The following is a 22,726-nucleotide window of genomic DNA, read 5'->3' as shown; positions in this document are numbered from 1 at the left end:
CTATGTTTTTGCACAAACCTCTTCTGCTGTGCGCCTGCCTGTTGGCGCTGAGCACGCCGACATGGGCGGCGCCCGCGCACTCTTACGATTTCGGTCAGCCGGCGCCAGCGTCCAAGGCGACGCGCAGCATTGAAGTGGTGATGGGCGATATGTCGTTCGACCCCAAGGCCATCGAGGTTAAGGCAGGGGAAACGGTGCGCTTTGTGCTGGTGAATAAAGGTCAGCTGCTGCACGAATTCAACCTGGGTGACGCGGCGATGCATGCCCGTCATCAACAGGAAATGCTGCAAATGCAGCAAAGCGGCATGCTGACGCCGACAGGCATGAAGAAAATGGACCACGGCGCCATGGGCAAAATGGATCATGGTATGAAGCACGATGACCCCAATAGCGTACTGGTGGAGCCCGGCAAAACCGCCGAGTTGACCTGGACGTTCAGCAAAGCCACCAACCTGGAATTTGCCTGCAATATTCCTGGCCATTACCAGGCGGGCATGGTCGGCAAGTTGACCGTAGACGCAGCTAAGTAAAACACCGCGGAAACCGGTGTAGAGGAAAACCCTCTGTAACAGCACTCAAAGGCGGGCGCAAAGGCTGTTAGAATCGGCTGATTCTTCAGTCAGGTTTCCGCCATGCATCCCGCAGCCGAACACTCGCCGCTGGGCAAATCCAGCGAATACATCGCCACGTACACACCGTCCCTGCTGTTCCCGATTCCGCGCACCGCGAAATGGGCCGAGCTGGGCCTGACCGCAGAAACCTTGCCTTACAAAGGTGTGGATTTCTGGAACTGCTTCGAGCTGTCCTGGTTGCTGCCATCGGGTAAGCCCGTCGTCGCGATCGGCGAGTTCAGCATCCCGGCGGATTCGCCGAATATCATCGAATCCAAGTCGTTCAAGCTGTATCTCAATTCGCTGAATCAGACACCGTTTGCCGATACTTCGAGCCTCGAAGCTGCGCTGGTCAAGGATTTGTCCGCCGCTGCCGGCAAACCCGTCGGCGTGCGCATCCGCAGCCTGAAAGACGTTGAAGCCGAAGGCGTGGTGGCATTGCCGGGCGTGTGCATCGACGATCTGGATATCACTGTCAGCAACTACGAGCACCCACGTCCGGAGCTGTTGCGTTGTGACGATTCACGCATTGTGGAAGAGAGCGTGCACAGCCATTTGCTCAAATCCAACTGCCCGGTGACCAGCCAGCCGGACTGGGGCAGTGTGACTGTGGAATACCGCGGCGCGGCTCTGGATCACGCGAGCTTGCTGGAATACATCGTGAGTTTCCGCCAGCACTCGGATTTCCATGAGCAGTGCGTCGAGCGGATCTTCCTTGATCTGCAGCGGCTGCTGAAACCGGAGAAATTGACGGTGTATGCGCGCTACGTACGACGCGGCGGGCTGGACATCAACCCGTATCGCAGCACTGAAGAGGTGCAACTGCCGAACCATCGTCTGGTCCGTCAGTAACGATCTTGTTTATGTAGCAGCTGGCGCAGCCTGCGTTTGGCTTCAACGCAGGCTTCGCCACCTGCTACAAAGGGTGAGCAGTTCAAAACATTTTGTCGGCCGTTGAAAACAAAAAGCCCCGCCATCACTGGCGGGGCTTTTTTGCATTTAACGGGTTCAGATCCCGATATTGCCCAGGGTCAGCACGATGTTGCGCAACGTGCCGGCAATGGCAGGGTGTTCGAGTTCGAAGCGTTCTACCGCCAGGTTTACACCGTCGGCAAGGCTGGAATCCTGGGTCTTGGTCTCAAGCTCGATCTCCAGCTCGATCTGTTGCATCAGATCGTGGAGGTTCTCGCGCTCGGCTTCGGACAGTGGCGGATTCTGTTCCAATTGCTCGCGCAGAGTATTGAGCTGTTCTTGCAGTTCGCGGGCAGGCATGGCGTTCTTCCTTTTATCGATAGGCACTGGCATAGACCGCAGCAGCATGCCAAAGGTCTATGGCTTGCCTCTAGATTAATCCACTCGCGTATAAGCTGCATGTGTTCATGTCAAAGAGGTGGCGTTCAGGGCTTTTCGCCCTTGAGTCGGCGCTGATTGATGTCTGCCAGGCAGGTATCGAGGTCGCCCAGGTGATCGATCACTGAATGCACGCCCAGGCCGAACAGCTGAACCGTCGCTTTGCCACGTTTGATTTCCCGCTGTTGTGCCGTCAATGCCTGCCACTCAGTGGGTGCCAGTCCGCAGAGCGAACCGCACGACGCCAGGCCAATCGTCCACAACCCGGCGTTCAGGCCTGATTGCAGCAGGCGTGGTTCACCGCTGACCAGGACACACCCCTCCAGTCGATCAACGTTGAGCGACATCAACGCTTCCCAGCAGGCGTGAGGCGCCGGCCATGGATTGTTTGTTTCGATTTGTTTCGACGGTTTGACCCATTCCGGCAGTGCGAGGGCCAGGGAATGGCTGAGGGAAGGGGGCAATTCATCCACCCATGCGCATGGAATCTGTTGGCGCTGCAGGCTGTGCAGGCTATCCAATGCGCCGGGAGTCAGTTCCGCGTGAGTGGTGCAGAGGTCGCGGCGTTCACGGGTTCGGGCGCCGAAATCCACCAGGCAACCACTGAGACCAAACAAAACGGCGGTCAGGCGCGGAGCAACGAGGGGCAAGACTTCGGCGTGCGGCATATCAACGTCCCTGAAATAGTACGAGGCTATGCGTCGCCGATGACAGTTGAGTGACAATCAAGTGAATCGCCTGACATCGCCACTGTCCCTAAAGCAGCGGACGCCGATGCTGCCTAAAGCGGCGTTTCCGTCTTATACTGTCGAGCTTAACGTCTGGGCCGTGAGCCCACGTCAGTACAATCCAAGGAGTTTTTCTATGCGCTGGAGCAATCTTCTAGCTCAGCTTTGTGTGTGTTCCAGCGTATTGCTGATTCCGTTTGTTGCTCAGGCAGCATCGGAAGATGACCCTTTGGAAAGCATCAACCGTCCAATCTACAAATTCAACGATGTGCTCGACACCTATGCGCTGAAGCCTTTGGCCCAGGGCTACCAGTACGTGACGCCGCAGTTCGTTGAAGACGGTATTCACAACTTCTTCAGGAACATCGGTGATGTTCGCAACCTGGCCAACGACGTGCTGCAAGCCAAGCCGGCCGCGGCGGGTGTTGATACCGCGCGGTTGATCTTCAACACCACGTTTGGTTTGCTGGGCTTTATCGATGTCGGCACCCGAATGGGCCTGCAGCGCAACGACGAAGACTTCGGCCAGACCCTCGGCTACTGGGGCGTACCGAGCGGTCCGTACCTGATGCTGCCGCTCTACGGTCCGAGCAGCTTGCGCGATGCGCCAGCGAAGTATGCTGACTCCTACGTCGGCGCTTATCGTTACGTGGACGATGTGCCAGTGCGTAACTCGTTCATGGCGCTGGATGTTGTCGATACCCGTGCGAGCTTGCTGTCGGCCGAGAAGCTGATCAATGGCGACAAGTACATCTTCATCCGCAATGCGTACCTGCAAAACCGCGAATTCAGGGTCAAGGACGGTCAGGTCGAAGACGATTTTTGATTTCGACCGGTAAAACAAGGAAGGCGGCCATCAGGCCGCCTTCTTTCGTTTGAAATCGCCGTTATTTCATCTTCAAGATTGTAAGCCCGAGTTTCTGGCTCCCGCCGTCCTGATCCTTGACCCATACCACCTCGGTGTCGGCTTCAAGGCCCTTGAGCGCAGCATGTTCTGAATCTATCCGCACGTTCAACAGGTCGCCGACCTTAAACAAGCGGGGCGCTTCAACCTGCATGCCGCTGCTGGAAAGGTCGATACAGACGGCTGGAACCTCATCGCCCTCATGAATCAGCGCCACCTCGGCATCCACTCGCATGCGGATGAAATCGCGTTTTTCGCTATAGTCCCGATCGGTTTGACTCATGGGGTTCAACCTTCCATTGGGTTACGGTTTTGACAGTTCTTATAACTCCCGGTCATTTGACAAGTAAAGAGCTCAAGCGACCATCGCCGTATGCTTGAAACGCCCCGCGGATGGGAGTACCGTCTGCGCCTTAGAAGGGCACCTCTGGTGTAACTGTGTGTAGGGCAAATGCCTGAAAGCGGTGCGACAGAGAGGCTAGAAAGCGAATCCAGTAGTACGGTGAGGTTGAAAACCTGCCGGCTACGCCAACCTAATTCTGGCGCCGTTTGCCCACATGCCAAAAACCAGTGCCACGCTGCTGATAATCGATGATGACGAAGTAGTGCGCGCGAGCCTCGCCGCCTATTTGGAAGACAGTGGTTTCAGCGTCCTGCAGGCCAGCAATGGTCAGCAAGGTCTTCAGGTATTCGAGCAAGACAAGCCCGACTTGGTCATCTGCGATCTGCGCATGCCGCAGATGGGCGGACTCGAACTAATCCGTCAGGTCACCGAGCTTTCGCCGCAAACGCCGGTGATCGTGGTTTCGGGCGCCGGCGTGATGAACGACGCGGTCGAGGCCCTGCGCCTGGGCGCGGCGGACTACCTGATCAAGCCTCTCGAAGACCTGGCTGTGCTCGAGCACTCTGTGCGCCGGGCTCTTGATCGTGCGCGCCTGCTGCTGGAAAACCAGCGCTATCGTGAAAAGCTGGAGAAGGCCAACCGCGAGCTCGAAGCCAGCCTGAACCTGCTCCAGGAAGACCAGAACGCCGGTCGCCAGGTGCAGATGAACATGCTGCCGGTGAGCCCGTGGACAATCGACGATTTCCAGTTCGCCCACCAGATCATCCCGTCGCTGTACCTCTCGGGTGATTTCGTCGACTACTTTCGGGTCGACGAGCGCCGTGTAGCGTTCTATCTGGCGGACGTTTCCGGTCACGGCGCTTCATCAGCCTTCGTTACCGTGCTGTTGAAGTTCATGACCACGCGTTTGCTGTTCGAATCCAAGCGCAGCGGTACATTGCCCGAATTCAAGCCTTCAGAGGTGCTTGGTCATATCAACCGAGGCCTGATCAGCTGTAAGCTGGGTAAACACGTCACAATGGTCGGTGGAGTCATCGACGAGGAGACAGGTTTGTTGACCTATAGCATCGGTGGTCATTTACCGTTGCCAGTGTTGTACACGCCGGACAGTGTTCGTTATCTGGAAGGGCGTGGTCTGCCCGTGGGCCTCTTCAATGAAGCCACTTACGAAGACCACGTGCTGGAGCTGCCGCCGACGTTCAGCCTGACGCTGATGTCCGATGGCATTCTGGACCTTCTGCCAGAGCCTACACTCAAAGAAAAAGAAGCGGCGTTGCCCCAACGGGTCAAGGCTGCGGGCGGCACCCTGGATGGGTTGCGGCAGGTTTTTGGATTGGCCACGCTAGGGGAGATGCCGGATGATATCGCCCTGTTGGTGTTGAGCAGGAATCTTCAATGAGTACCGGTAGAATCCAGTTCGCCGAGCAGGACGGCACCTTCGTCCTGAAGTTCGTCGGTGAAGTTCGCCTGACCCTATGTTCGGCGTTGGATGCGACTATTGAGAGGATCTTCACCGCGTTGAATTTCAACGCGATCGTGATCGACCTGACCGAAACCCGCAGCATCGACAGCACCACCCTTGGCCTGCTGGCCAAACTGTCGATCCTGTCGCGGCAAAAGGTCGGCCTGCTGCCGACCGTCGTGACCACCCACGAAGACATCACGCGTCTGCTGCAGTCCATGGGCTTCGAGCAAGTGTTCAACATCGTTGACCGCCCGATCCCATGCCCTGAATGCCTGACCGACTTGCCAGACCAGGATCAGTCCGAAGAGATCGTACGGATCAAGGTGCTCGAAGCGCACAAGATCCTGATGGGCCTCAACGATTCCAACCGTGAAGCCTTCCACGACCTCGTGAACGCGCTAGAGCGGCATTGATACGGTAGGCACCGCATTGCCCTGTGGCGAGGGAGCTTGTCGAATCGTCGCACCGTCCCGCTGGGCGCGTTGCGCCCCCAACCCTTCATGGCGTTGCGTCAGACAGCCCCTGGCAAACCAAATTAGCCTGAACCTCGCATCAATCCCAGCGCACAAAAAAGGGCGAACCCACCAGGGTTCGCCCTTTTTGCATTGCCTAGTCCTAGATCACAGCTTGGCTTGCAACAGCGCCTCAAGCTTCTCCTGATCCCGGGCAAATTGGCGAATGCCTTCCGCCAGTTTCTCTGTCGCCATCGCATCTTCGTTGGACAACCAGCGGAACTGCGCTTCGTTCAGACTCAAACGCGCTTCCCCGGCATGCCCCGGCGCCAGTTTACGCTCAAGCTTGCCGTTGTCCGCCGCCAGTTTCTCCAGCAATTCCGGGCTGATGGTCAGGCGATCGCACCCGGCCAGTTGCTCAATCTGATTCAGATTACGGAAGCTCGCGCCCATCACCACAGTCTTGTAGTCATTGGCTTTGTAGTAGTTGTAGATACGCGTCACCGACTGCACGCCCGGATCATCCGCGCCGGTGTAGTCATTGCCGTTAGCCTTTTTGTACCAATCGTAGATACGGCCTACAAACGGCGAAATCAGGAACACACCCGCATCGGCACAGGCCGCTGCCTGGGCAAACGAAAACAGCAACGTCAGGTTAGTCTGAATGCCTTCCTGCTCCAGCTTCTCGGCAGCACGGATGCCTTCCCAGGTGGACGCGATCTTGATCAGCACACGGTCACGGCCAATGCCGGCTTTGTCGTACAGCTCGATCAGACGGTGCGCACGCTTCAATACGGCGTCAGTGTCGAACGACAGTCGCGCATCCACTTCAGTGGAAATGCGCCCTGGTACAACCTTCAGAATCTCTTGACCTACGGCCACGCCAAAACGGTCGCTGGCCAGGCCGACATCGCCCTTGCAGTCATGAACGCAAGCGTTCAGCAATTCGGCATAACCGGAAATGGCCGCCGCTTTCAGCAACAGGGAAGGGTTGGTGGTGGCGTCCACCGGTTTAACGCGAGCGATCGCTTCGAAGTCGCCGGTATCGGCAACCACGGTAGTCATTTGTTTGAGTTGTTCCAGCTTGGAAGTCATGAGTGTGCTCTGTCCTTTGGATTTGATGACATTACCCGAGCGCTGACAGCCACTCAAGGGCGCGTGTACCTATCGAAGGCCCCAGCGGCAACAACCTGAAAACAGCTGTTTGAAAGGTGGGGCGCGGTGTTGATAAATACGATGCCGAAACAGTGAACAGGTTCAACCCGGGCGACCGTTAACGCCCCTCCAGCAACTCCGCCGCCTGATCCAGCAACGCCAAAGGCTCCTTGGCCTTGTGAATATCCACCGACAACAACTGCCGAAACTTGCGCGCACCCGGAAAACCGGTGCCCAGCCCCAGCACATGCCGGGTGATATGGTGCATCGAACCACCCGCATCGATATGCGCGGCTATATAAGGACGGAACTGCGCCAGCGCCTCGGCCCGAGTGATCACCGGTGCCGTGCTGCCGAACAACTGCTGATCCACCTCGGCCATCACATAAGGATTGTGATACGCCTCACGACCCAGCATCACACCGTCGAACGTCTGCAAATGCTCATGACAGGCTTCCAGCGTCTTGATCCCGCCATTGAGAATAATCTCCAGCTCCGGAAAATCCGTCTTCAACCGCGCCGCCACGTCATAACGCAGCGGGGGGATGTCGCGATTCTCCTTCGGCGAAAGCCCCTCAAGAATCGCAATCCGCGCATGCACCGTAAAGCTCGTACACCCGGCATCCCGCACCGTGCCAACGAAATCACATAACTGCTCGTAACTGTCCCGTCCATTGATCCCGATGCGATGCTTCACCGTCACCGGAATCGACACCGCATCGCGCATCGCCTTCACACAATCAGCCACCAACTGCGGATGCCCCATCAGCATCGCGCCAATCATATTGTTCTGCACCCGATCACTCGGGCAGCCAACGTTCAGATTGACCTCGTCATAACCATGCTCCTGAGCCATACGCGCACACGCGGCCAGGTCCAGCGGAACACTGCCACCGAGTTGCAGCGCAAGCGGGTGCTCGGCCTCGTTGTGGCGCAGGAAACGCTCGTGATCGCCGTTGAGCAACGCGCCGGTGGTGACCATCTCGGTGTAGAGGAGGGCGTGCTTGGAGAGCAGGCGCAGGAAGAAGCGGCAATGGCGGTCAGTCCAGTCCATCATGGGTGCGACGGAGAAGCGGCGGGACAATGGCGCAGGTGCAGCGGTGATTGGGAGCATGGGGGGATCTGAAATCGGTAAGGCTGGGAGGTGGTGGAGTTTATCAGGATTGCGGCTGTGAGGTTCGGGCGAGTCCTGCTTCCATGCCCTGTAGCAGCGAGGTGGATTACGCAAGACAGTCATAAAACAGGCTGCTAGCATCCGCCTACCGAGTTTTTCAAGGAACGGATTCCATGTTTAAAAAATCGCCCAATTCACGCCCAGATCTCATCAACTTCAACTCCATCGTCGCCGCCGCGCAACGAATAGCTGGTTCAGTGATCCGCACCCCAACGGTTCCAAGCCCTCGTCTGACTGAAAAGACCCAACGGCCCGTCTTCCTCAAGCTTGAAAACTTGCAAGTTGGCGGATCGTTCAAAGCCCGCGGCGTAATCAATAAATTCTCGGCCTCCACTGAAGATGTAAGCAGCGCAAAGTTCGTCGCGGTCAGTGGCGGTAATTTTGGTATTGCCATCGGCGAAGCCGCGAAGCGCTTCGGTGCTGACGTGACGGTCATTGTCCCGAAGAGTGCGCCGTCGTCGTCGATTGACCGGATTCGTGCCTCTGGCAGTTCGGTCATTGTGGAAAGCGATGTTTACGCTGCGTTTGCCAGGGCGAAAGCGCTGGAGGAAGAGGGGTATGTGGTCATTGATGATTGCAGCGATACGCTGATCGCTGAAGGCCACGGAACGCTTGCCCTTGAGTTTATTGCGGACTGCCCTGCACTCACTGACGTCTTCGTTGCTGTCGGTGGCGGGGCGATGCTGGCGGGGGTGGCGACGGCGTTGAAGGCGATCAAACCCGACATCCGGATCTGGGGCGTCGAGACCGTCGGGGCGAGTTCCATGTACCAGGCGTTGCAGGCAGGAAAGCCGGTTGACGTCGAGATCAGTTCAATCATCTCAACGCTGGGCGTGCCGGTTATCGATGAGCTGATGCTGGCCCACGCTCAACACTATGTAGAAGACATGGTGATCGTGTCTGATCAGGAGGCGATCGAGGGCATGCTTGCCTTCGGAGAGGAGGCGGGACTCTGGGTAGAGCTCGCGACGGGGGCGCTTATTCCTGCGGTACTTGCTACCGCACCTGAGCTTCCTGACAACGCTGTCATCGGCCTTGTGGTGTGCGGCGGGAATATATCGCATCAAGAGATGGGGAAGTGGGCGGACGCTCCGCGAATGTCCTGATTGGGCGACAGCGGCCCTCCTGCTTTTGGGAGGGCGCTGAGTTAGAGATTGCTTCGCGATCGGACGCAGGCTTCGCCAGCGGCTACAGGTGACGCGTTGTTAGTTAGGGGCGGGCGCTGCCAGCCATTGTCCCAGCACTTTCTGATAATTCCCGGTGACCTTGGCCAGGTGCAGCCACTGATCGACGTATAGCTTCCAGGTCATGTCATCGCGAGGCAGCAAGTAGGCCTTTTCGCCGTACTGCATGAATTGAGTCGGATTCACCGCGCACAACCCAGGCTTGAGTTTTTGCTGGAACAACGCTTCCGACGCATCGGTAATCATCACGTCTGCTTTCTTGTCGAGCAGCTCCTGAAAGATGGTCACGTTGTCGTGCAACCGCAGCTGCGCCTTGGGCAGGAACGCGTGAACAAACGCTTCGTTGGTACCACCCGCCGGTTCAACTAAACGTACCGTTGGCTGGTTGATCTGCTCGACTGTCTGGTACAGCGACTGATCCTCGCAGCGCACCAAGGGGATTTTGCCGTCGACATCAAGCGTGGTGCTGAAGAAGGCTTTCTTCTGACGTTCCAGGGTGACGGAGATACCGCCCATGCCGATGTCGCATTTGCCCGCGATCAGGTCGGGCATCAGGGTTTTCCAGGTGGTTGGCACCCATTCGACCTTTACGCCCAGGCTATCGGCCAGTGAGCGGGCCATGGCAATGTCGATGCCGGAGTATTCGCCGTCTTCAGCTTTGTAGGTATAGGGTTTGTAGTCGCCGGTCGTGCAGACGCGCAGCTGGCCCTGCTGCAGAACGCTGTCCAGATGAGAGGGGCCTTCCTGGGCCTGCGCGCCCATCGACAGGGCGAGCAGGCTTCCGAGTAGCATCGTGCTTTTAAGATTTTTCATTATTTTTGGGCTTATTTGATGGTTCGGGTGAACCGATCAAACCATCAAAGCAGAGCAGAATCCAGCATTGAACCATGCCCTTTGGGGAAGGGCGAAAAGTTCACGCGTAACCTATTTGCGATGGGTGGTTTTCCCTGCCGAGGCCACAGTGGCGCCGCTGCAATTAATATAAGAAGAAGATTTCAGCCAGCGTTGATCCGGGTAATACGAAAACAGCAGCTGCCCATCTTTCATCGAATCAATCAGTCGGCGGGCAACCGCAGGTCGCACGGCCGGGCAACCCAGGCTTCTGCCGATCCGGCCGTTGGCACGGGCCAGCACCGGGCTGACGTAGGGCGCGCCGTGGATGACGATGGCGCGGTCAAAGGCGTTGTCATTGAAGCCGGGCTCCAGGCCTTCCATGCGCAGTGAATAGCCATTTTGGCCGACATAACTCGCCTGGGTGCGATACAACCCCAGACTGGTGGCGAAGCTTTCATTTTGATTGGAGAAGTTCACGGCCATGTTCTCGCCGCTGTTTCGGCCGTGGGCAACCAGTTCATGAAAAAGCAATTTGCGCTTTTTCAGATCGAACACCCACAGGCGTTGTTCGGTCGAAGGCAGTGAGTAATCGATCACGGCCAGACGCTGGGCAGGAATTGCGCCCTGGACTTGTGAGCATTGTGAAGCACGTACGGCGAGGTTTATAACAGTGGCGTTGGCATCGGGAGCGGCTTTGACGAGAGCGGCTGCAAGTGAATCGGCGTACGCTGCCGGTACTGAAAGGGATGTCAGCAGCAGGGCCGTGAATAACGAACGAATGCGGTCTCGCGCCATATAGATGTCTCATCGTGATAGTTTCGAGTCTAGCTGTTTGCGGGAAGCTAGCCGTTTAATTCGGGAGATTAAGGATTATCCATGGTGCAATTAACAAGGTTATTCGTCATAAGCCGCGTGTTTTTTATGGTCTTTCTGATCAGCGGTTCTGCGCTTGCAGAAAATTCGTCGATTGAGCCGACAATTGCTCCGAACATCCTTAGGGGTGCAGCCGTCGACGACAACGTCGGCCAGGCGATTCAAGCGAAGCTTTCTCCACTTACCACCGCCTTTCCACCATTGCTGACTTCGTCGCGTTACAAGCGAGTCGATATCAGCCGCATGGTGCTGGATTTCTACTCCCATCGCGGTTACCGCGCGGCCTGGACAAACGAAAAGGACGTCGCGCAGTTGTTCACCAGCTTGCACGCCACTCAGGTTGAAGGGTTGAACCCGGCGGATTTTCACATTGATGAGCTGGCCAGGTCCCAGCCGTTGATGCAGGCCGAGACGTCGACACCCGAGCAACGCGCCGCGTTTGATATTGCCGCGACCCACACATTCCTGACGGCGCTGCTGCAGTTGCGCCGGGGCAAGGTCGACCCGTCTCGACTGGATATTCACTGGAATTTCGACCCCGCCGATGTTGACCCGCGTGAAGACGTGAACAAGTTTTTCATCGCACTCGATGAGCATGATGTGGCCAGGGCCTTTGCCCAGGCGCCGCCTCAAGAGGCCGTTTACGTAGGCTTGCGTGAAGGCTTGGCGCAGTTGCGCAAGGTGCGCGAGATCGGTGGCTGGCCGAAAGTCGCCGAAGGTCAATCGCTCAAGCCAGGTATGGATCTACCTGCCGTTGCGCAGTTGCGTGCGCGGCTGGTGGCCGGCGGTTTTCTTGATCCGCGCCTGGCGCGGGGAACCCAGTACGATGCCGCCGTCACTGCGGCGGTGAAGAAGTATCAGACCGATCAATACCTTGGCGCCGATGGCGTGGCAGGGGCAACGACCCTGGCGGCGCTGAACGTGCCCGTCGACGCGCGTATCGATCAGGTGCGAGTGAACATGGAGCGTGCGCGTTGGCTGCTGTACAAGCTGCAAGGTACGTTCGTGATTGTCGATATCGCCGGGTACAAAGTGGCGATGTACCGTGACGGCAAACCGATCTGGCGGTCCCGGGTGCAGGTCGGTAAACCGTTTCGCAATACCCCGGTTTTTCAGGCCGAGATCACTTATGTGACGTTCAACCCGACCTGGACGGTGCCGCCGACGATTCTCAAGGAAGATGTGATACCGAAAATCCAGAAGAATCCAGGTTACCTCGCCGCGAACCGTATTCGAGTGATCGACCGGCAGGGCGCGGAGCTTGATCCGTCGAGCGTTGACTGGAGCAACCCGCGTGGCATCAGCCTGCGCCAGGACGCCGGTCCGGACAGCTCGTTGGGTCAGGTGGTCATCCGGTTCCCCAATGACTACGCAATTTATCTTCATGACACGCCCCATCGCGAGTTGTTCTCCAAAACCGTGCGCGCCACCAGTTCGGGCTGCATCCGCGTAGAGAACCCGTTGCAACTGGTCGAGCTGCTGTTTAACGACCCGGTACATTGGGACAGTGCCGGTATTCGGAAACAGTTGGCCAATGGCAAGACGCAAAACATCAAGCTGCCGGTCAAAGTGCCGGTGTTGTTGGCGTACTGGACGGTGGACCTGAGTAAGGACGGACGGGTGACCTTCAAACCGGATGTCTACGACTACGATTCGGCGGTCCTGCGGGGTTTGAATCTGCCGTCGAAGTTACCCATTCTGGATTTGCTGCGGGCAGGAGCTCCCGCCGTGGTGATCAACCCGAAACAATAGGGGGCTGAATATGGATGTTGCGCAAGAAGCCAGGGAACTGCTCAAAAGTCCGCGACAGGTGCGTGACCTGGAGGAGTGCCGCAATATTGAAAGTGGTGCGGTTTTTATCATCGCCTCGGGTGCATCGGCCAAAGACTTTCCCCTGGCGAAGTATGCCGACGTGCCGATGATCACAATGAACGGCGCGATTTCTTTGTTCATTGGCTCTGGCGTCAAACCGTACTTTTACATCTGCTCGGATGACGCTTTCTACAGGGAGCAGCCCCGTCTGAGTGGGGAAGCGATGCGCCTTAGTCAGCGTGTGGCCGTGCCACAAAACCACATGCATTACGAGGCACTTGATCCTGCGGGCCAGCTGTATCTATTGACCCGTGCGCCGAAACTTTCCTGGTTCGATCTGATGTGTCGGCGCGACGAGGAGCTCATCAGAAGTCGAAAGTTGGGGGCAGGTCGCAATAGAAGCCTGGGGTTCAGCAAGAACCTCAAACGCGGTTTTTTTGATGCCCGCACCGTGGCCTATCTGGCGTTGCAAATTGCCTATCACGTGGGATTTACCAAAGTGTTTTTGGTGGGCGTCGATCTCGATCAGTCGGCGAATCGTTTTTATGAAACGCCGGGCTCGTTCGTGTCACCTTGTACGCTGGACGAGCATTTTCATACCCGTATCCTGCCGTCGTTCAAGATTTTGTCGAAGTACGTCATGAACAAAGACTTTCAGGTCTACAACCTGTCCAGGTCCTCAAGGATTCCCGCCGAACTGGTTTCCCGAGTGACGTTTGAGGACGTCGACAGGATGATTGCTGGTTAACCCCCCTGATGAAACCAAACCTGTAGCAGCTGGCGAAGCCTGCGTCCGGCTGCTACATAAAGCGGTTCAAGGTCGTCGGCTGCTATGCGTAGAGCGAAGCGATGCCTCTAAAGGACAATTGTCTCGTCACTAAGGCGTAGACTACGCTCACAAAAAACAAGGGCTTTGGGTCGGTGCCCACGCCTTGCCCTCTCAGGATGAGCTTTTGCCAATTCCCCTTCACGATCCGCTTCACACCCCCGGTGGTACGTTGAAACGATTACCGCTGCGTAAGGCCGCGGTATTGTTTATTGCGGCGGTCTGCCTGTGTCTCTGTGGCCTGTTGTACCTGCAACTGGAGCAGTCACGCCGCCATGACCTGATTGAAGCGCAGGTGGCATCGTCCAACCTGACCCGTGCCATGGCGCAGCAGGCCGAAGACACCTTCATGAAGGCCGACCTGGTACTGAGCAGCCTGGCCGACTGGATTCAGGCCGACGGTTACGGTGCTGCGCAGTTACCACGCCTACGCAAAACCTTCGCGCGGCGAGTGCTGGCGCTGGATCAACTGCACGGCATCTTTCTGTTCGACAAGCAGGGGCAGTGGGTGGTGACCTCGTTTGACGACCTGCCTCGCGGTGCGGGTGTGGCAGATCGTGAGTATTTCAAGTTTCACCAGCAGAACGTGTCATCCGTGGCTCACATCGGTCCGGCTATCCGCAGCAAGAAAAACGGAGAGTGGATCATTCCGGTGTCCAAGCGGGTGAACGACCGAAACGGCAAGTTTCAGGGCGTCTTGATGGCCGGGATCAAGATGTCTTACTTCGACCAATTCTTCAAAAGCTTCAGCATTGATGACAACGGTTCGATGTTCTTGGCGCTGACCGATGGAACCTTGCTGGCTCGACGACCGTTTGTGGAGGCGCAGATCGGTACGTCATTGGCCCAGGGGGAAATTTTTCAGACATTGCTGCCCAAAGCATCCACCGGCAACGCCATGATCGGCTCAGTAGTGGACGGCATTGTGCGGTTGTATGGCTACCGTCAGCTGGACGCGTACCCGCTGGTCGTGTCCGCCGCGTCCTCCGAGGATGCGATTCTCAAGCACTGGTACGACACAGCGTTTCAATCCATCGTAATTGTCGCGTTGGTGTTGCTCGGTGTGGGGCTGTTCGGTTGGGTGTTCATTCAGCAGGTGCGCAATGGCGAAAGAATAGAGGCTGATTTGCGTGAGGCTCAGGAAGCGCTGGAGTTGATCGCGACCCATGACAGTCTCACCGGATTGGCCAACCGACGGCTGTTCGAACGGGCGATGGACATCGAGTTCGGACGTGGGGCCCGCCAGGCGAGTTCATTGAGTCTGATCATGCTCGATATTGATTTCTTCAAGCGTTACAACGATACCTACGGGCACGTGGCCGGTGATCACTGCCTGGCGGAAGTGGCCCGGGCAATAAAGGGTTGCTGCCATCGCAAGGCTGATCTGGCCGTGCGTTACGGCGGGGAAGAGTTCGCGGTGTTGCTGCCGGACACGGACATTCGGGGAGCGATGGTGATTGCCGAACAAATACGCCGCAGTGTCATCGACAAGAACATCAGCCACACGGGTTCGCCCACAGGCAATCTCACGGTTAGCCTGGGGTGCTATTCGTTCGTGCCAACAGGGCGCGACAGTCTCGAAGTGTTCGTCGAGCGCGCAGACGCGGCGTTGTATCAGGCCAAACATTCAGGTCGCAATCGCGCTGCGGCGCTGTCGATCGAAGGCGGCGCCGAGGCGTTGATGCGGTCTGATCGTTGAGATGAGCGAGCGGGCGAACAAAGCAGCCGACAGTTGATTATCGACTGCCTTTACGCGTTCAGCTGCCAGTCCCACCCCCCGCGCCACCTGTGCCTCCGCCGGCCGCGCCGGTACCTCCGCCTGCGCCAGAACCGCTTGTGCCGCCGTTGGAGTTAACGCCTGAGCCGCTTGATGAACTCGATCCACTGCTGCTGCCCGAAGTGCTGCCCGGTGCAGGTGCGCCCTTGGTGTTGTTGGGCGACATCGTCGAACCACCGGTCGAACCTGATGGGGTACCGGTTGCATCAGCGCCATCGCCGGAGGCTGCATAAGTGGCGAAAGAAGCCGCGGACAACACGCCTGCCAGTATCAGGGAAGAGATTTTGAGATTGATCATGGTACGTCTCCAAAAGTGAGTCGTTACCTGAAATTGGTGTCACGGACCGCGTAATTGGTGCCTTTTGGATGACGAGTGGTCGACAACGCCAAGCGCGCTTCATCCAGCCAGTTCAATACCGGGACGCAACCACCCAAACGCGCAGGTGTCACACGCTAGACACCTCGCTATCAGGAGCGTTGGCCCGTGAAAAAACTACGAATCGCCACTTTCAACGTCAACGGCATGCGTGCCCGACTGCCCAATCTGCTCGCCTGGCTGGAGCGCGAGAAGCCGGATATTGCTTGCTTGCAGGAGCTTAAATCGGTCGACAGTGCCTTTCCCGCCGCCGAGCTTGAGGCTGCCGGCTATGGCGCGATCTGGCAGGGCCAGTCGTCGTGGAACGGGGTGGCGATTCTGGCGCGGGATGCGCAACCGCTGGAGAGTCGGCGCAGTTTGCCGGGCGATGACAGTGATACGCACAGCCGGTATCTGGAAGCCGCCGTACATGGCGTTCTGGTGGGCTGCCTGTACCTGCCCAATGGCAACCCTCAACCGGGACCGAAGTTCGACTACAAACTGGCCTGGTTCGAGCGGCTGATCGCCTACGCCAAGGACTTGCAGGCCAGTGACCATCCGGTGGTGCTGGCAGGCGATTACAACGTGGTGCCAACCGATCTGGACATCTACAACCCGCGCTCGTGGCTCAAGGATGCGCTGCTGCAACCGGAAAGTCGTGAGTGTTATCAGCGCCTGCTCGATCAAGGCTGGACCGACTCCCTGCGTCATTTGTACCCGGAAGATCGGCTCTATACGTTCTGGGACTACTTTCGCCAGCACTGGCAGAAAAATTCCGGCCTGCGCATCGACCATCTGCTGCTTAACCCGGCCTTGAGCCCTTATCTGGAGGAGGCGGGCGTGGATGCCTGGGTGCGCAACGAGCCCCATGCCAGCGACCATGCCCCAACGTGGATCAGGTTGGGCTCGCGCAAACGCCGTTGAAGTTTTCTCGCAGCGCTATTGGCTAAATCAATTGTCGGTCCGATGAGCTTTTGGCCTATACCTGTGGCCCATCGGTGGAGCGATCCGCGGCCACTTCAAAAGGACTGAACAATGAGCGAGCCACGCCTGACACATCTCGCGCAGTACCTGCAACGACTCGGTTTTGACACCCCTCCGGCACCCACGCTGGAAACACTGCGCCTCCTTCAATTGCGCCATACCGGCGCTTTTGCATTTGAAAACCTTTCGACTTTGGCCGGCGAGCCGGTACTGATCGATTTGCCGTCGATCGAGCGCAAAGTGCTGCACGAAAGGCGGGGCGGGTACTGCTACGAACTCAACTGTCTGTTCCTGGCCTTGCTGCAAACGTTGGGCTTCGATGCGCGGGGCATCAGCGGTCGAGTGGTGATGGGGCAACCCGAAGGCGCGTGGACCGCCCGCACGCATCGTCTGAGTCTGGTAAGCCTGGAGGGCGTGCGCTACATCACTGATGTCGGCTTCGGTGGCATGGTCCCCACCGCGCCACTGCTGCTCGATTCACTTGCCGAACAGCTCACGCCGCATGAGCCGTATCGCATCGAGCCGCATGCCGATGGCTACACGCTTCGCGCCAACGTCGCGGGTGATTGGCGCGCGATGTACATCTTCGATCTGCAACGCCAGGAAGACATCGATTACGTCGTCGGCAACTGGTATGTCTCGACCCATCCTGAATCGTCTTTCACCAGGCAATTGATGGTGGCGCGCACGGGGGAAGGGTGGCGACGCACGCTCAACAACGGCAGTTTCGCCATTCACCGGATGGACGCTGAAAGTGAGCGGCATCAGGTGGCGAATGTGGATGAGTTGATTGATCTGCTGAAGACGGAATTCGGCATTCAAGTGCCGGCGCATGCGCGCTTGCGGCAAGTGTTGGAGCGGTTGATTCAGGGCGTATGAATACCTGCAGGACAGATTGAAAAGGGCAGCGCTGCCAAGTCTGCCCTTGGTTGCCCATTACCGGCATCGGACTCAAGGCTTCATCACCCGATGGATTTCGTTGAGTGCCTCGGCCAGTTTTTTCTCGAGATTTTGCAGTTCAGCGGTCGTTATTCCTTCGTTGATATGCGGCGCATTGCCAACAGCGGTGTGTTGATCGGCACCGACCGTTTTGCCTTTCTCGTTGAGCAAGGCCTGGCGCAAGGTATTGTTGATAACCGTCTGATAGCCATAGCCCTCGCTCTCAGCCAAAGCGCGAGCAGCCTCTATAACCACATCATCGAGCATGATGGTGATGCGGGTTTTTCCTTTGCTGGATGCGATGGCTCCACGCTTGGCATCGCTGAAATCGTGTTCGTTTTTCATAGGTCAGAATTCCTGATAGCTGCGGCGCTCGTTTTTTGTGGCAACTCGCGCGGAAATGATTCGAACGAAATTCGGGTCCCGATAAGTGAACGCAACCACGAGCAAGCGCCCTTTGGCATCCATCCCCATGATGATCCACCGCTGTTCGTCATGATGGTTGTCCTGCACCGTCATCGCTCGGTCGTCGTAAAACACCGCTTCCGTCTCTGCCAGGCTGATGCCTCGGTGCTTTGATTTGTTAGCTGCGTTCTTTGCCTTGTCATATTGAATTTCGAATGAGTTCATTATGCATACTTTATATGTATAAGCGAGAGGCGTCCGTGCCAACGGTCGCTAGGAGTGATGAAGATTAGCGGGGGAAGGAGGCGGGACAGGCAGGATGTGTTTCAAGGATTTTTCTGGGGGAAAAGTCAACGCAGGCAGAGGCAAATGGACATATGTCCATTATCTGACTGATGAGTTGTATACAACTCTATAGACATTTGTCCTGAGTCTTGCATACAGTGTGCGCAGAATAAAAACCAGGGAACCCCCCAACCATGAAAACGCCCCATGTTTCACACCAACGGCCCGAGGATGAAAATCTTGGAGTCGGCGCAAATATGGCTTATGGCCTGCAACACGTTCTGACCATGTACGGCGGTATCGTCGCAGTGCCATTGATTATCGGCCAGGCGGCCGGGCTTTCGCCGGCGGACATCGGTTTGTTGATTGCTGCTTCGTTGTTTGCAGGGGGGCTGGCGACGTTACTCCAGACCCTTGGTTTACCGTTTTTCGGTTGTCAGTTGCCGCTGGTACAGGGCGTGTCCTTCTCTGGCGTTGCGACCATGGTGGCGATTGTCAGCAGTGGCGGGGAGGGTGGTTTCCAGTCGATTCTTGGGGCGGTCATTGCCGCGTCGTTGATCGGGTTACTGATCACGCCGGTGTTCTCGCGCATCACGAAGTTTTTCCCGCCGCTGGTGACGGGCATCGTGATCACCACCATCGGCCTGACGCTGATGCCGGTGGCCGCACGCTGGGCGATGGGCGGCAATAGCCATGCCCCTGACTTCGGCAGCATGGCGAACATTGGCCTGGCGGCGGTGACCCTGGTGCTGGTGCTGCTGTTGAGCAAGATCGGCAGCGCAACCATCTCCCGGCTGTCGATTCTGCTGGCGATGGTGATCGGTACCATTCTCGCGGTGTTCCTCGGCATGGCGGACTTCTCGAACGTGGCCCAGGGGCCGATGTTCGGCTTCCCGACACCGTTCCACTTCGGCATGCCAACCTTCCACTTCGCCGCGATTCTGTCGATGTGCATCGTGGTGATGGTGACGCTGGTGGAAACCTCCGCCGACATTCTGGCCGTCGGTGAAATCATCGACACCAAAGTGGATTCCAAGCGCCTGGGTAATGGTCTGCGTGCCGACATGCTGTCGAGCATGATCGCGCCGATCTTCGGCTCCTTCACCCAAAGTGCCTTCGCCCAGAACGTCGGGCTGGTGGCGGTGACCGGGATCAAGAGCCGCTTTGTGGTGGCCACCGGTGGTTTGTTCCTGGTGGTCCTGGGTCTGCTGCCGTTCATGGGACGGGTGATTGCCGCGGTGCCGACTTCGGTGCTCGGTGGTGCCGGTATCGTGCTGTTCGGTACGGTGGCGGCCAGCGGTATTCGCACCCTGTCCAAGGTCGACTATCGCAACAACGTCAACCTGATCATCGTTGCCACTTCCATCGGCTTCGGCATGATTCCTATCGCCGCACCCAACTTCTACGATCATTTCCCAAGCTGGTTCGCGACCATTTTCCATTCGGGCATCAGTTCGTCGGCGATCATGGCGATCGTGCTTAACCTGGCGTTCAACCACCTCACTGCCGGCAACTCCGATCAGCAATCGGTGTTTGCAGCAGGGACTGAGCGTGTTCTGCGTTATCAGGATCTGGCAGCGTTGCGCGAAGGGGATTACTTCAGCGAAGGCAAGTTGCATGACTGCGACGGCAAGGAAATCCCGGTGATCGAGGTGGATCACGGGCACGGAGAACCGCGGCCGTCGCATGCGAAAAGCAGTGAACATGTCTGACGTTTGCAGTGAATGAAAAAAGGCCGATCTGTTGCATGACAGATCGGCCTTTTTATTACCCGGTCGTTATTGCTCGCTTTGCGTCCAGCGCCCCATCAACGTGTTGGACGGCCGCTGTTCATCCAGCAACTTTCTCGCTGTTTCTACCCCGGCCACCGGCAGCCCCTCAGGGTTCAACAAGCCAATCTGCACCAGCACACTGGCCTGGTCCCAGTAGATGTGCTCGTGGTACAGCTTGTCCCCGCGGAACTTGATCACCCCCAGCATCGGAATCTCGACGTACTTGCCGGTCGGTGCCACGTTGGGCAGCATCCAGTCGATTTCGGTGCTGTGGGTAAAGCACATGATGAATTCATCAACGATCTGCAGTGCTCCGATGGTGCGGGAGATCGGGATGAGCTTCATGTCCGGCGGGTTGCCGTGGACAAAATGGTGCTGGTAGAAGCGGCTGAGTTCCTTGGCTCCGACACCGCCGGTCATGGTCGGAATATGGTTGACGTAGGGTTCGGCGACCATGGTTGCCATGGTGGCGGGCACGTCGCGGGTGTCGAACTCATGGCGGATGTGTTCTTCCCACAGGGCGGACAGGTTGAAGTGCGGGCCGATCTCGCGCTTGAGTGCGGCGATACTGCGTTCATGGGCCATCAGCGAGGCGGACTTGTCGAAGTGCGCGCTGCCGGCCCGGGCGAAGGCGTGGTCGACGCCTGGGTATACGTAGATTTCGGTTTTGTCGTTGCCGCCGAGGTGCTCGCTGATCCGGGCGCGTGCGTTGGCGTCGCAGTAGCCATCGTTTTCGGCAAAATGCAGCACCAGCCGGCCCTTGAGGTTTTCCGACTCGTGCAGCAGGTGTTCGATGCCCATGCCGTAGTAGCCGACGGCGCAGGCCACATCGGTTCGCGTGGCGGTGAGCCAGGCCAGTTTGCCGCCCATGCAGAACCCGACATAACCCAGGCCCGAGCCTTCGACTTCAGGCAATGCACGCAGGGCGGTGAAGCAGGCGTCGATGTCGCCGACGGCCTTGTCCATGTCCAGGCGCTGAAACAGATCAATGGCGACGGCAAAGTCCGCTTCGGTGTAGCCCAGGTCAACGCCCGGCTGAAGGCGCCAGAACAGGTCCGGCACCAGCGCCACATAACCTTCCTCGGCATAGAAATCGGCTACTGCGCGCATGTTGGCGTTGACCCCGAAAATCTCCTGGCCGATCACCACGCCGGGGCCCTTGCCGCTGGCGGGCAGGGCCAGGTAAGCGCCGAACGTGGCGCTGCTGTCCGTTGCCTGGATCTCAATCATCTTGCCCATGTCATCTACCCCATTCGGTTATCAGGTTTTATTGGCTGTCACGGTATTGCTGGAACCACACCCGCGGCGACACGCCACGGTCTGGCCCGAGAATCGAAAAGCCGCCGTCTACTGGCACATCGACACCGGTCATCCAGCTTGCACCGGCGCTGCACAGAAAAGCCACCACGCTGCCGATCTCATGGCCACGGCCGATGCGCCCGAGCGGGTGAAAAGGTGCCCCGACCCGATCCGCGAGCTCCGGGTCGTTGTCGCTGAAGTCGGCGACGCTGGGCGACCAGGTCCAGGCCGGGGATACGCTCAGCACCCGGATGTGTTCCGGGGCCAGGGTCATGGCCAGGTTCTTCGTCAGTTGCAGGATGCCGGCCTTGGAGGCGGGGTACAGCGCGCGCCCGGCCGCGCCGAATTTGCCGCCGGTGCTGCCCATGTTGATGACCACGCCACCGGCGGGCAGATGCACGGCGGCTTTCTGGGTAAAGATGGCCGCCGACACCAGATTGACGTTCAGGGTTTTCAGCCATTGTGCGCGGTCCGAGGCCAGTCCCTGATCGGCGTACAGGCACGCGTTGTTGACCAGGATGTCGAGCCTGCCGAAGCGCTCCAGCGTGGCCGCGATGCAGGCGTCGATGTCTTCGTCACGCTCCACGTCGCAGGCTGAAAACGCGCAGTTCATTGTTTGCGCCAATGCCTGGCCAGCGTCGGCGTTGCGCCCCACCAGCATCACTCGGGCGCCCTCGGCTAACAGTTGCCGTGCGATATCCAGTCCCAGCCCCTGAGTACTGCCGGTGACAATCGCAACTTTGCCTTCGAGCATCATGACCATTCCTCCAGTGCTTGCGTGACGGAGCTGATACGGGCTATCACCGCCATGCTCGCCAGCGAGGCCGCATGCATGCCGCTGTCTGCGCTGGCGCAGGCATCTGCCGCCACCGTCACCTCGAATCCGCAATCCACCGCATGGCGCACCGTGCTTTCCACCACGGAATGGGTCGCCACGCCAGCGATCAGCAGGTGCGAAGGATTGAACTGGCGCACCACGGTTTCCAGCGCCGAGCCAAAAAAAGCGTTGATCCGGTGATGGGTGATGACGAACTCATTGCGGCTGTCCAGCGGCGCCAGGGCGCTGAAAAACTCCGCGCCCCAACTGCCTTCCCGGACTGCGCCGAGGCTGGCGACCGTGCGCAGGATCGGGGCGTTCTGGATCAGGTCGCCGTAGTCCGCACGGAACGCCACGCGCACGTGGACGATGGGCCAGCCCT

Annotated in this window: 26 protein-coding genes; 12 read left to right on the top strand and 14 right to left on the bottom strand. The window is 58.0% G+C overall.

Going from position 1 to position 22,726, the window contains the following annotated elements; all coding sequences use genetic code 11:
* The first annotated feature begins 2 nt into the window (after positions 1-2).
* Both GBC55_RS10465 and queF read left to right on the top strand, forming a co-directional pair.
* On the top strand, positions 3-530 hold the full coding sequence (locus tag GBC55_RS10465; RefSeq protein ID WP_162437398.1) for a cupredoxin family protein: 528 nt from the start codon (positions 3-5) through the stop codon (positions 528-530).
* A gap of 102 nt (positions 531-632) precedes the next feature.
* Complete coding sequence (gene queF, locus GBC55_RS10460) at positions 633-1,463, top strand: NADPH-dependent 7-cyano-7-deazaguanine reductase QueF (RefSeq protein WP_162437397.1); 831 nt, start codon at positions 633-635, stop codon at positions 1,461-1,463.
* Positions 1,464-1,619: 156 nt separating this feature from the next.
* On the opposite strand, the gene GBC55_RS10455 is transcribed toward queF, so the two are convergent.
* Entirely contained in the window at positions 1,620-1,883 is a 264-nt protein-coding gene (locus GBC55_RS10455) for a DUF4404 family protein (RefSeq protein ID WP_162437396.1), read from the bottom strand.
* Between the two features lie 125 nt (positions 1,884-2,008).
* Complete coding sequence (locus GBC55_RS10450) at positions 2,009-2,629, bottom strand: HAD family phosphatase (protein ID WP_162437395.1); 621 nt, start codon at positions 2,627-2,629, stop codon at positions 2,009-2,011.
* Positions 2,630-2,825: 196 nt separating this feature from the next.
* Between GBC55_RS10450 and GBC55_RS10445 the strand changes: the two genes are divergently transcribed.
* On the top strand, positions 2,826-3,515 hold the full coding sequence (locus GBC55_RS10445; RefSeq protein WP_162437394.1) for a VacJ family lipoprotein: 690 nt from the start codon (positions 2,826-2,828) through the stop codon (positions 3,513-3,515).
* A gap of 61 nt (positions 3,516-3,576) precedes the next feature.
* Here the strand turns inward: GBC55_RS10445 and GBC55_RS10440 are convergent, their stop codons facing one another.
* Entirely contained in the window at positions 3,577-3,876 is a 300-nt protein-coding gene (locus GBC55_RS10440; RefSeq protein ID WP_162437393.1) for a PilZ domain-containing protein, read from the bottom strand.
* Positions 3,877-4,150: 274 nt separating this feature from the next.
* Between GBC55_RS10440 and rssB the strand changes: the two genes are divergently transcribed.
* Together rssB and rssC are read left to right on the top strand one after the other, a co-directional pair.
* Positions 4,151-5,335: a two-component system response regulator RssB gene (gene rssB / locus GBC55_RS10435; RefSeq protein WP_162437392.1), complete on the top strand. Its 1,185-nt coding sequence runs from the start codon at positions 4,151-4,153 to the stop codon at positions 5,333-5,335.
* Positions 5,332-5,814 carry an anti-sigma factor antagonist RssC gene (gene rssC, locus GBC55_RS10430; protein WP_123403442.1) on the top strand — a complete coding sequence of 161 codons (483 nt, stop codon included), beginning with the start codon at positions 5,332-5,334 and terminating at the stop codon, positions 5,812-5,814. Before rssB ends, rssC begins: the two co-directional genes overlap by 4 nt.
* Positions 5,815-6,021: 207 nt before the next feature.
* On the opposite strand, the gene tal is transcribed toward rssC, so the two are convergent.
* Positions 6,022-6,948: a transaldolase gene (gene tal, locus GBC55_RS10425; RefSeq protein WP_162437391.1), complete on the bottom strand. Its 927-nt coding sequence runs from the start codon at positions 6,946-6,948 to the stop codon at positions 6,022-6,024.
* A 178-nt stretch (positions 6,949-7,126) separates the two neighbouring features.
* Positions 7,127-8,122 carry a tRNA dihydrouridine(20/20a) synthase DusA gene (gene dusA, locus GBC55_RS10420; RefSeq protein ID WP_162437390.1) on the bottom strand — a complete coding sequence of 332 codons (996 nt, stop codon included), beginning with the start codon at positions 8,120-8,122 and terminating at the stop codon, positions 7,127-7,129.
* Between the two features lie 173 nt (positions 8,123-8,295).
* Here dusA and GBC55_RS10415 point away from each other — a divergent pair, with 173 nt between their 5' ends.
* Positions 8,296-9,288 carry a pyridoxal-phosphate dependent enzyme gene (locus tag GBC55_RS10415; protein WP_162437389.1) on the top strand — a complete coding sequence of 331 codons (993 nt, stop codon included), beginning with the start codon at positions 8,296-8,298 and terminating at the stop codon, positions 9,286-9,288.
* Positions 9,289-9,387: 99 nt separating this feature from the next.
* Here GBC55_RS10415 and GBC55_RS10410 read toward each other — a convergent pair whose 3' ends face one another.
* Together GBC55_RS10410 and GBC55_RS10405 are read right to left on the bottom strand one after the other, a co-directional pair.
* Positions 9,388-10,179: a transporter substrate-binding domain-containing protein gene (locus GBC55_RS10410; RefSeq protein ID WP_162437388.1), complete on the bottom strand. Its 792-nt coding sequence runs from the start codon at positions 10,177-10,179 to the stop codon at positions 9,388-9,390.
* Between the two features lie 111 nt (positions 10,180-10,290).
* Positions 10,291-10,995 carry a murein L,D-transpeptidase catalytic domain family protein gene (locus GBC55_RS10405; RefSeq protein WP_162437387.1) on the bottom strand — a complete coding sequence of 235 codons (705 nt, stop codon included), beginning with the start codon at positions 10,993-10,995 and terminating at the stop codon, positions 10,291-10,293.
* 81 nt (positions 10,996-11,076) lie between these two features.
* Here GBC55_RS10405 and GBC55_RS10400 point away from each other — a divergent pair, with 81 nt between their 5' ends.
* The 3 genes from GBC55_RS10400 (at position 11,077) to GBC55_RS10390 (ending at position 15,410) form a co-directional block, all read left to right on the top strand.
* A complete protein-coding gene (locus GBC55_RS10400; RefSeq protein WP_162437386.1) occupies positions 11,077-12,825 on the top strand; it encodes a L,D-transpeptidase family protein in 1,749 nt (582 codons plus the stop codon).
* Positions 12,826-12,835: 10 nt separating this feature from the next.
* A complete protein-coding gene (locus tag GBC55_RS10395; protein ID WP_162437385.1) occupies positions 12,836-13,633 on the top strand; it encodes a lipopolysaccharide biosynthesis protein in 798 nt (265 codons plus the stop codon).
* 205 nt (positions 13,634-13,838) lie between these two features.
* Positions 13,839-15,410 (top strand): GGDEF domain-containing protein, encoded by a 1,572-nt coding sequence (locus GBC55_RS10390; RefSeq protein WP_162437384.1) that lies wholly within the window; start codon positions 13,839-13,841, stop codon positions 15,408-15,410.
* Positions 15,411-15,468: 58 nt separating this feature from the next.
* Here GBC55_RS10390 and GBC55_RS10385 read toward each other — a convergent pair whose 3' ends face one another.
* Both GBC55_RS10385 and GBC55_RS29805 read right to left on the bottom strand, forming a co-directional pair.
* Entirely contained in the window at positions 15,469-15,786 is a 318-nt protein-coding gene (locus tag GBC55_RS10385) for a hypothetical protein (RefSeq protein WP_162437383.1), read from the bottom strand.
* Positions 15,787-15,809: 23 nt separating this feature from the next.
* Positions 15,810-15,938: a hypothetical protein gene (locus GBC55_RS29805; RefSeq protein WP_268932847.1), complete on the bottom strand. Its 129-nt coding sequence runs from the start codon at positions 15,936-15,938 to the stop codon at positions 15,810-15,812.
* A gap of 34 nt (positions 15,939-15,972) precedes the next feature.
* On the opposite strand from GBC55_RS29805, the gene GBC55_RS10380 reads away from it, so the two are divergent.
* Positions 15,973-16,767: an exodeoxyribonuclease III gene (locus GBC55_RS10380; RefSeq protein WP_162437382.1), complete on the top strand. Its 795-nt coding sequence runs from the start codon at positions 15,973-15,975 to the stop codon at positions 16,765-16,767.
* 111 nt (positions 16,768-16,878) lie between these two features.
* Complete coding sequence (locus tag GBC55_RS10375; protein WP_162437381.1) at positions 16,879-17,706, top strand: arylamine N-acetyltransferase; 828 nt, start codon at positions 16,879-16,881, stop codon at positions 17,704-17,706.
* 72 nt (positions 17,707-17,778) lie between these two features.
* Here GBC55_RS10375 and GBC55_RS10370 read toward each other — a convergent pair whose 3' ends face one another.
* Together GBC55_RS10370 and GBC55_RS10365 are read right to left on the bottom strand one after the other, a co-directional pair.
* Positions 17,779-18,111, bottom strand: coding sequence for a BrnA antitoxin family protein (locus GBC55_RS10370; protein WP_162437380.1), 333 nt, complete (start codon positions 18,109-18,111; stop codon positions 17,779-17,781).
* A gap of 3 nt (positions 18,112-18,114) precedes the next feature.
* Complete coding sequence (locus tag GBC55_RS10365; protein ID WP_162437379.1) at positions 18,115-18,396, bottom strand: BrnT family toxin; 282 nt, start codon at positions 18,394-18,396, stop codon at positions 18,115-18,117.
* Between the two features lie 254 nt (positions 18,397-18,650).
* Here GBC55_RS10365 and GBC55_RS10360 point away from each other — a divergent pair, with 254 nt between their 5' ends.
* Positions 18,651-20,168, top strand: coding sequence for a nucleobase:cation symporter-2 family protein (locus GBC55_RS10360; protein ID WP_162437378.1), 1,518 nt, complete (start codon positions 18,651-18,653; stop codon positions 20,166-20,168).
* A 66-nt stretch (positions 20,169-20,234) separates the two neighbouring features.
* On the opposite strand, the gene GBC55_RS10355 is transcribed toward GBC55_RS10360, so the two are convergent.
* The 3 genes from GBC55_RS10355 to GBC55_RS10345 all read right to left on the bottom strand — a co-directional run.
* A complete protein-coding gene (locus GBC55_RS10355) occupies positions 20,235-21,467 on the bottom strand; it encodes a dienelactone hydrolase family protein (RefSeq protein WP_162437377.1) in 1,233 nt (410 codons plus the stop codon).
* Between the two features lie 28 nt (positions 21,468-21,495).
* Positions 21,496-22,284, bottom strand: coding sequence for an SDR family oxidoreductase (locus GBC55_RS10350; protein WP_162437376.1), 789 nt, complete (start codon positions 22,282-22,284; stop codon positions 21,496-21,498).
* Positions 22,281-22,726, bottom strand: a 446-nt coding sequence (locus tag GBC55_RS10345) for a cysteine hydrolase (protein ID WP_247266893.1), incomplete at its 5' end; no start/stop codon positions are given. The genes GBC55_RS10345 and GBC55_RS10350, both read right to left, overlap by 4 nt.

It is taken from the genome of Pseudomonas sp. TNT3 (assembly GCF_010095445.2).
Classification (GTDB): domain Bacteria; phylum Pseudomonadota; class Gammaproteobacteria; order Pseudomonadales; family Pseudomonadaceae; genus Aquipseudomonas.
Note: the sequence above shows the minus strand (reverse complement) of the source record. Positions and strands in the feature narration are given on the sequence as shown.

Bases quoted from the DNA above. Each gene is read 5' to 3' on its own strand.
- GBC55_RS10365 (WP_162437379.1), bottom strand. From the start codon at position 18,396: ATGAACTCATTCGAAATTCAATATGACAAGGCAAAGAACGCAGCTAAC.
- GBC55_RS10465 (WP_162437398.1), top strand. From the start codon at position 3: ATGTTTTTGCACAAACCTCTTCTGCTGTGCGCCTGCCTGTTGGCGCTG.
- rssC (WP_123403442.1), top strand. From the start codon at position 5,332: ATGAGTACCGGTAGAATCCAGTTCGCCGAGCAGGACGGCACCTTCGTC.
- GBC55_RS10440 (WP_162437393.1), bottom strand. From the start codon at position 3,876: ATGAGTCAAACCGATCGGGACTATAGCGAAAAACGCGATTTCATCCGC.
- GBC55_RS10450 (WP_162437395.1), bottom strand. From the start codon at position 2,629: ATGCCGCACGCCGAAGTCTTGCCCCTCGTTGCTCCGCGCCTGACCGCC.
- GBC55_RS10455 (WP_162437396.1), bottom strand. From the start codon at position 1,883: ATGCCTGCCCGCGAACTGCAAGAACAGCTCAATACTCTGCGCGAGCAA.
- rssB (WP_162437392.1), top strand. From the start codon at position 4,151: ATGCCAAAAACCAGTGCCACGCTGCTGATAATCGATGATGACGAAGTA.
- dusA (WP_162437390.1), bottom strand. From the start codon at position 8,122: ATGCTCCCAATCACCGCTGCACCTGCGCCATTGTCCCGCCGCTTCTCC.
- GBC55_RS10415 (WP_162437389.1), top strand. From the start codon at position 8,296: ATGTTTAAAAAATCGCCCAATTCACGCCCAGATCTCATCAACTTCAAC.
- GBC55_RS10445 (WP_162437394.1), top strand. From the start codon at position 2,826: ATGCGCTGGAGCAATCTTCTAGCTCAGCTTTGTGTGTGTTCCAGCGTA.
- GBC55_RS10410 (WP_162437388.1), bottom strand. From the start codon at position 10,179: ATGAAAAATCTTAAAAGCACGATGCTACTCGGAAGCCTGCTCGCCCTG.
- GBC55_RS10400 (WP_162437386.1), top strand. From the start codon at position 11,077: ATGGTGCAATTAACAAGGTTATTCGTCATAAGCCGCGTGTTTTTTATG.
- GBC55_RS10405 (WP_162437387.1), bottom strand. From the start codon at position 10,995: ATGGCGCGAGACCGCATTCGTTCGTTATTCACGGCCCTGCTGCTGACA.
- GBC55_RS10360 (WP_162437378.1), top strand. From the start codon at position 18,651: ATGAAAACGCCCCATGTTTCACACCAACGGCCCGAGGATGAAAATCTT.
- GBC55_RS10385 (WP_162437383.1), bottom strand. From the start codon at position 15,786: ATGATCAATCTCAAAATCTCTTCCCTGATACTGGCAGGCGTGTTGTCC.
- GBC55_RS10375 (WP_162437381.1), top strand. From the start codon at position 16,879: ATGAGCGAGCCACGCCTGACACATCTCGCGCAGTACCTGCAACGACTC.
- queF (WP_162437397.1), top strand. From the start codon at position 633: ATGCATCCCGCAGCCGAACACTCGCCGCTGGGCAAATCCAGCGAATAC.
- GBC55_RS10355 (WP_162437377.1), bottom strand. From the start codon at position 21,467: ATGGGCAAGATGATTGAGATCCAGGCAACGGACAGCAGCGCCACGTTC.
- GBC55_RS10350 (WP_162437376.1), bottom strand. From the start codon at position 22,284: ATGATGCTCGAAGGCAAAGTTGCGATTGTCACCGGCAGTACTCAGGGG.
- GBC55_RS10395 (WP_162437385.1), top strand. From the start codon at position 12,836: ATGGATGTTGCGCAAGAAGCCAGGGAACTGCTCAAAAGTCCGCGACAG.
- tal (WP_162437391.1), bottom strand. From the start codon at position 6,948: ATGACTTCCAAGCTGGAACAACTCAAACAAATGACTACCGTGGTTGCC.
- GBC55_RS10370 (WP_162437380.1), bottom strand. From the start codon at position 18,111: ATGAAAAACGAACACGATTTCAGCGATGCCAAGCGTGGAGCCATCGCA.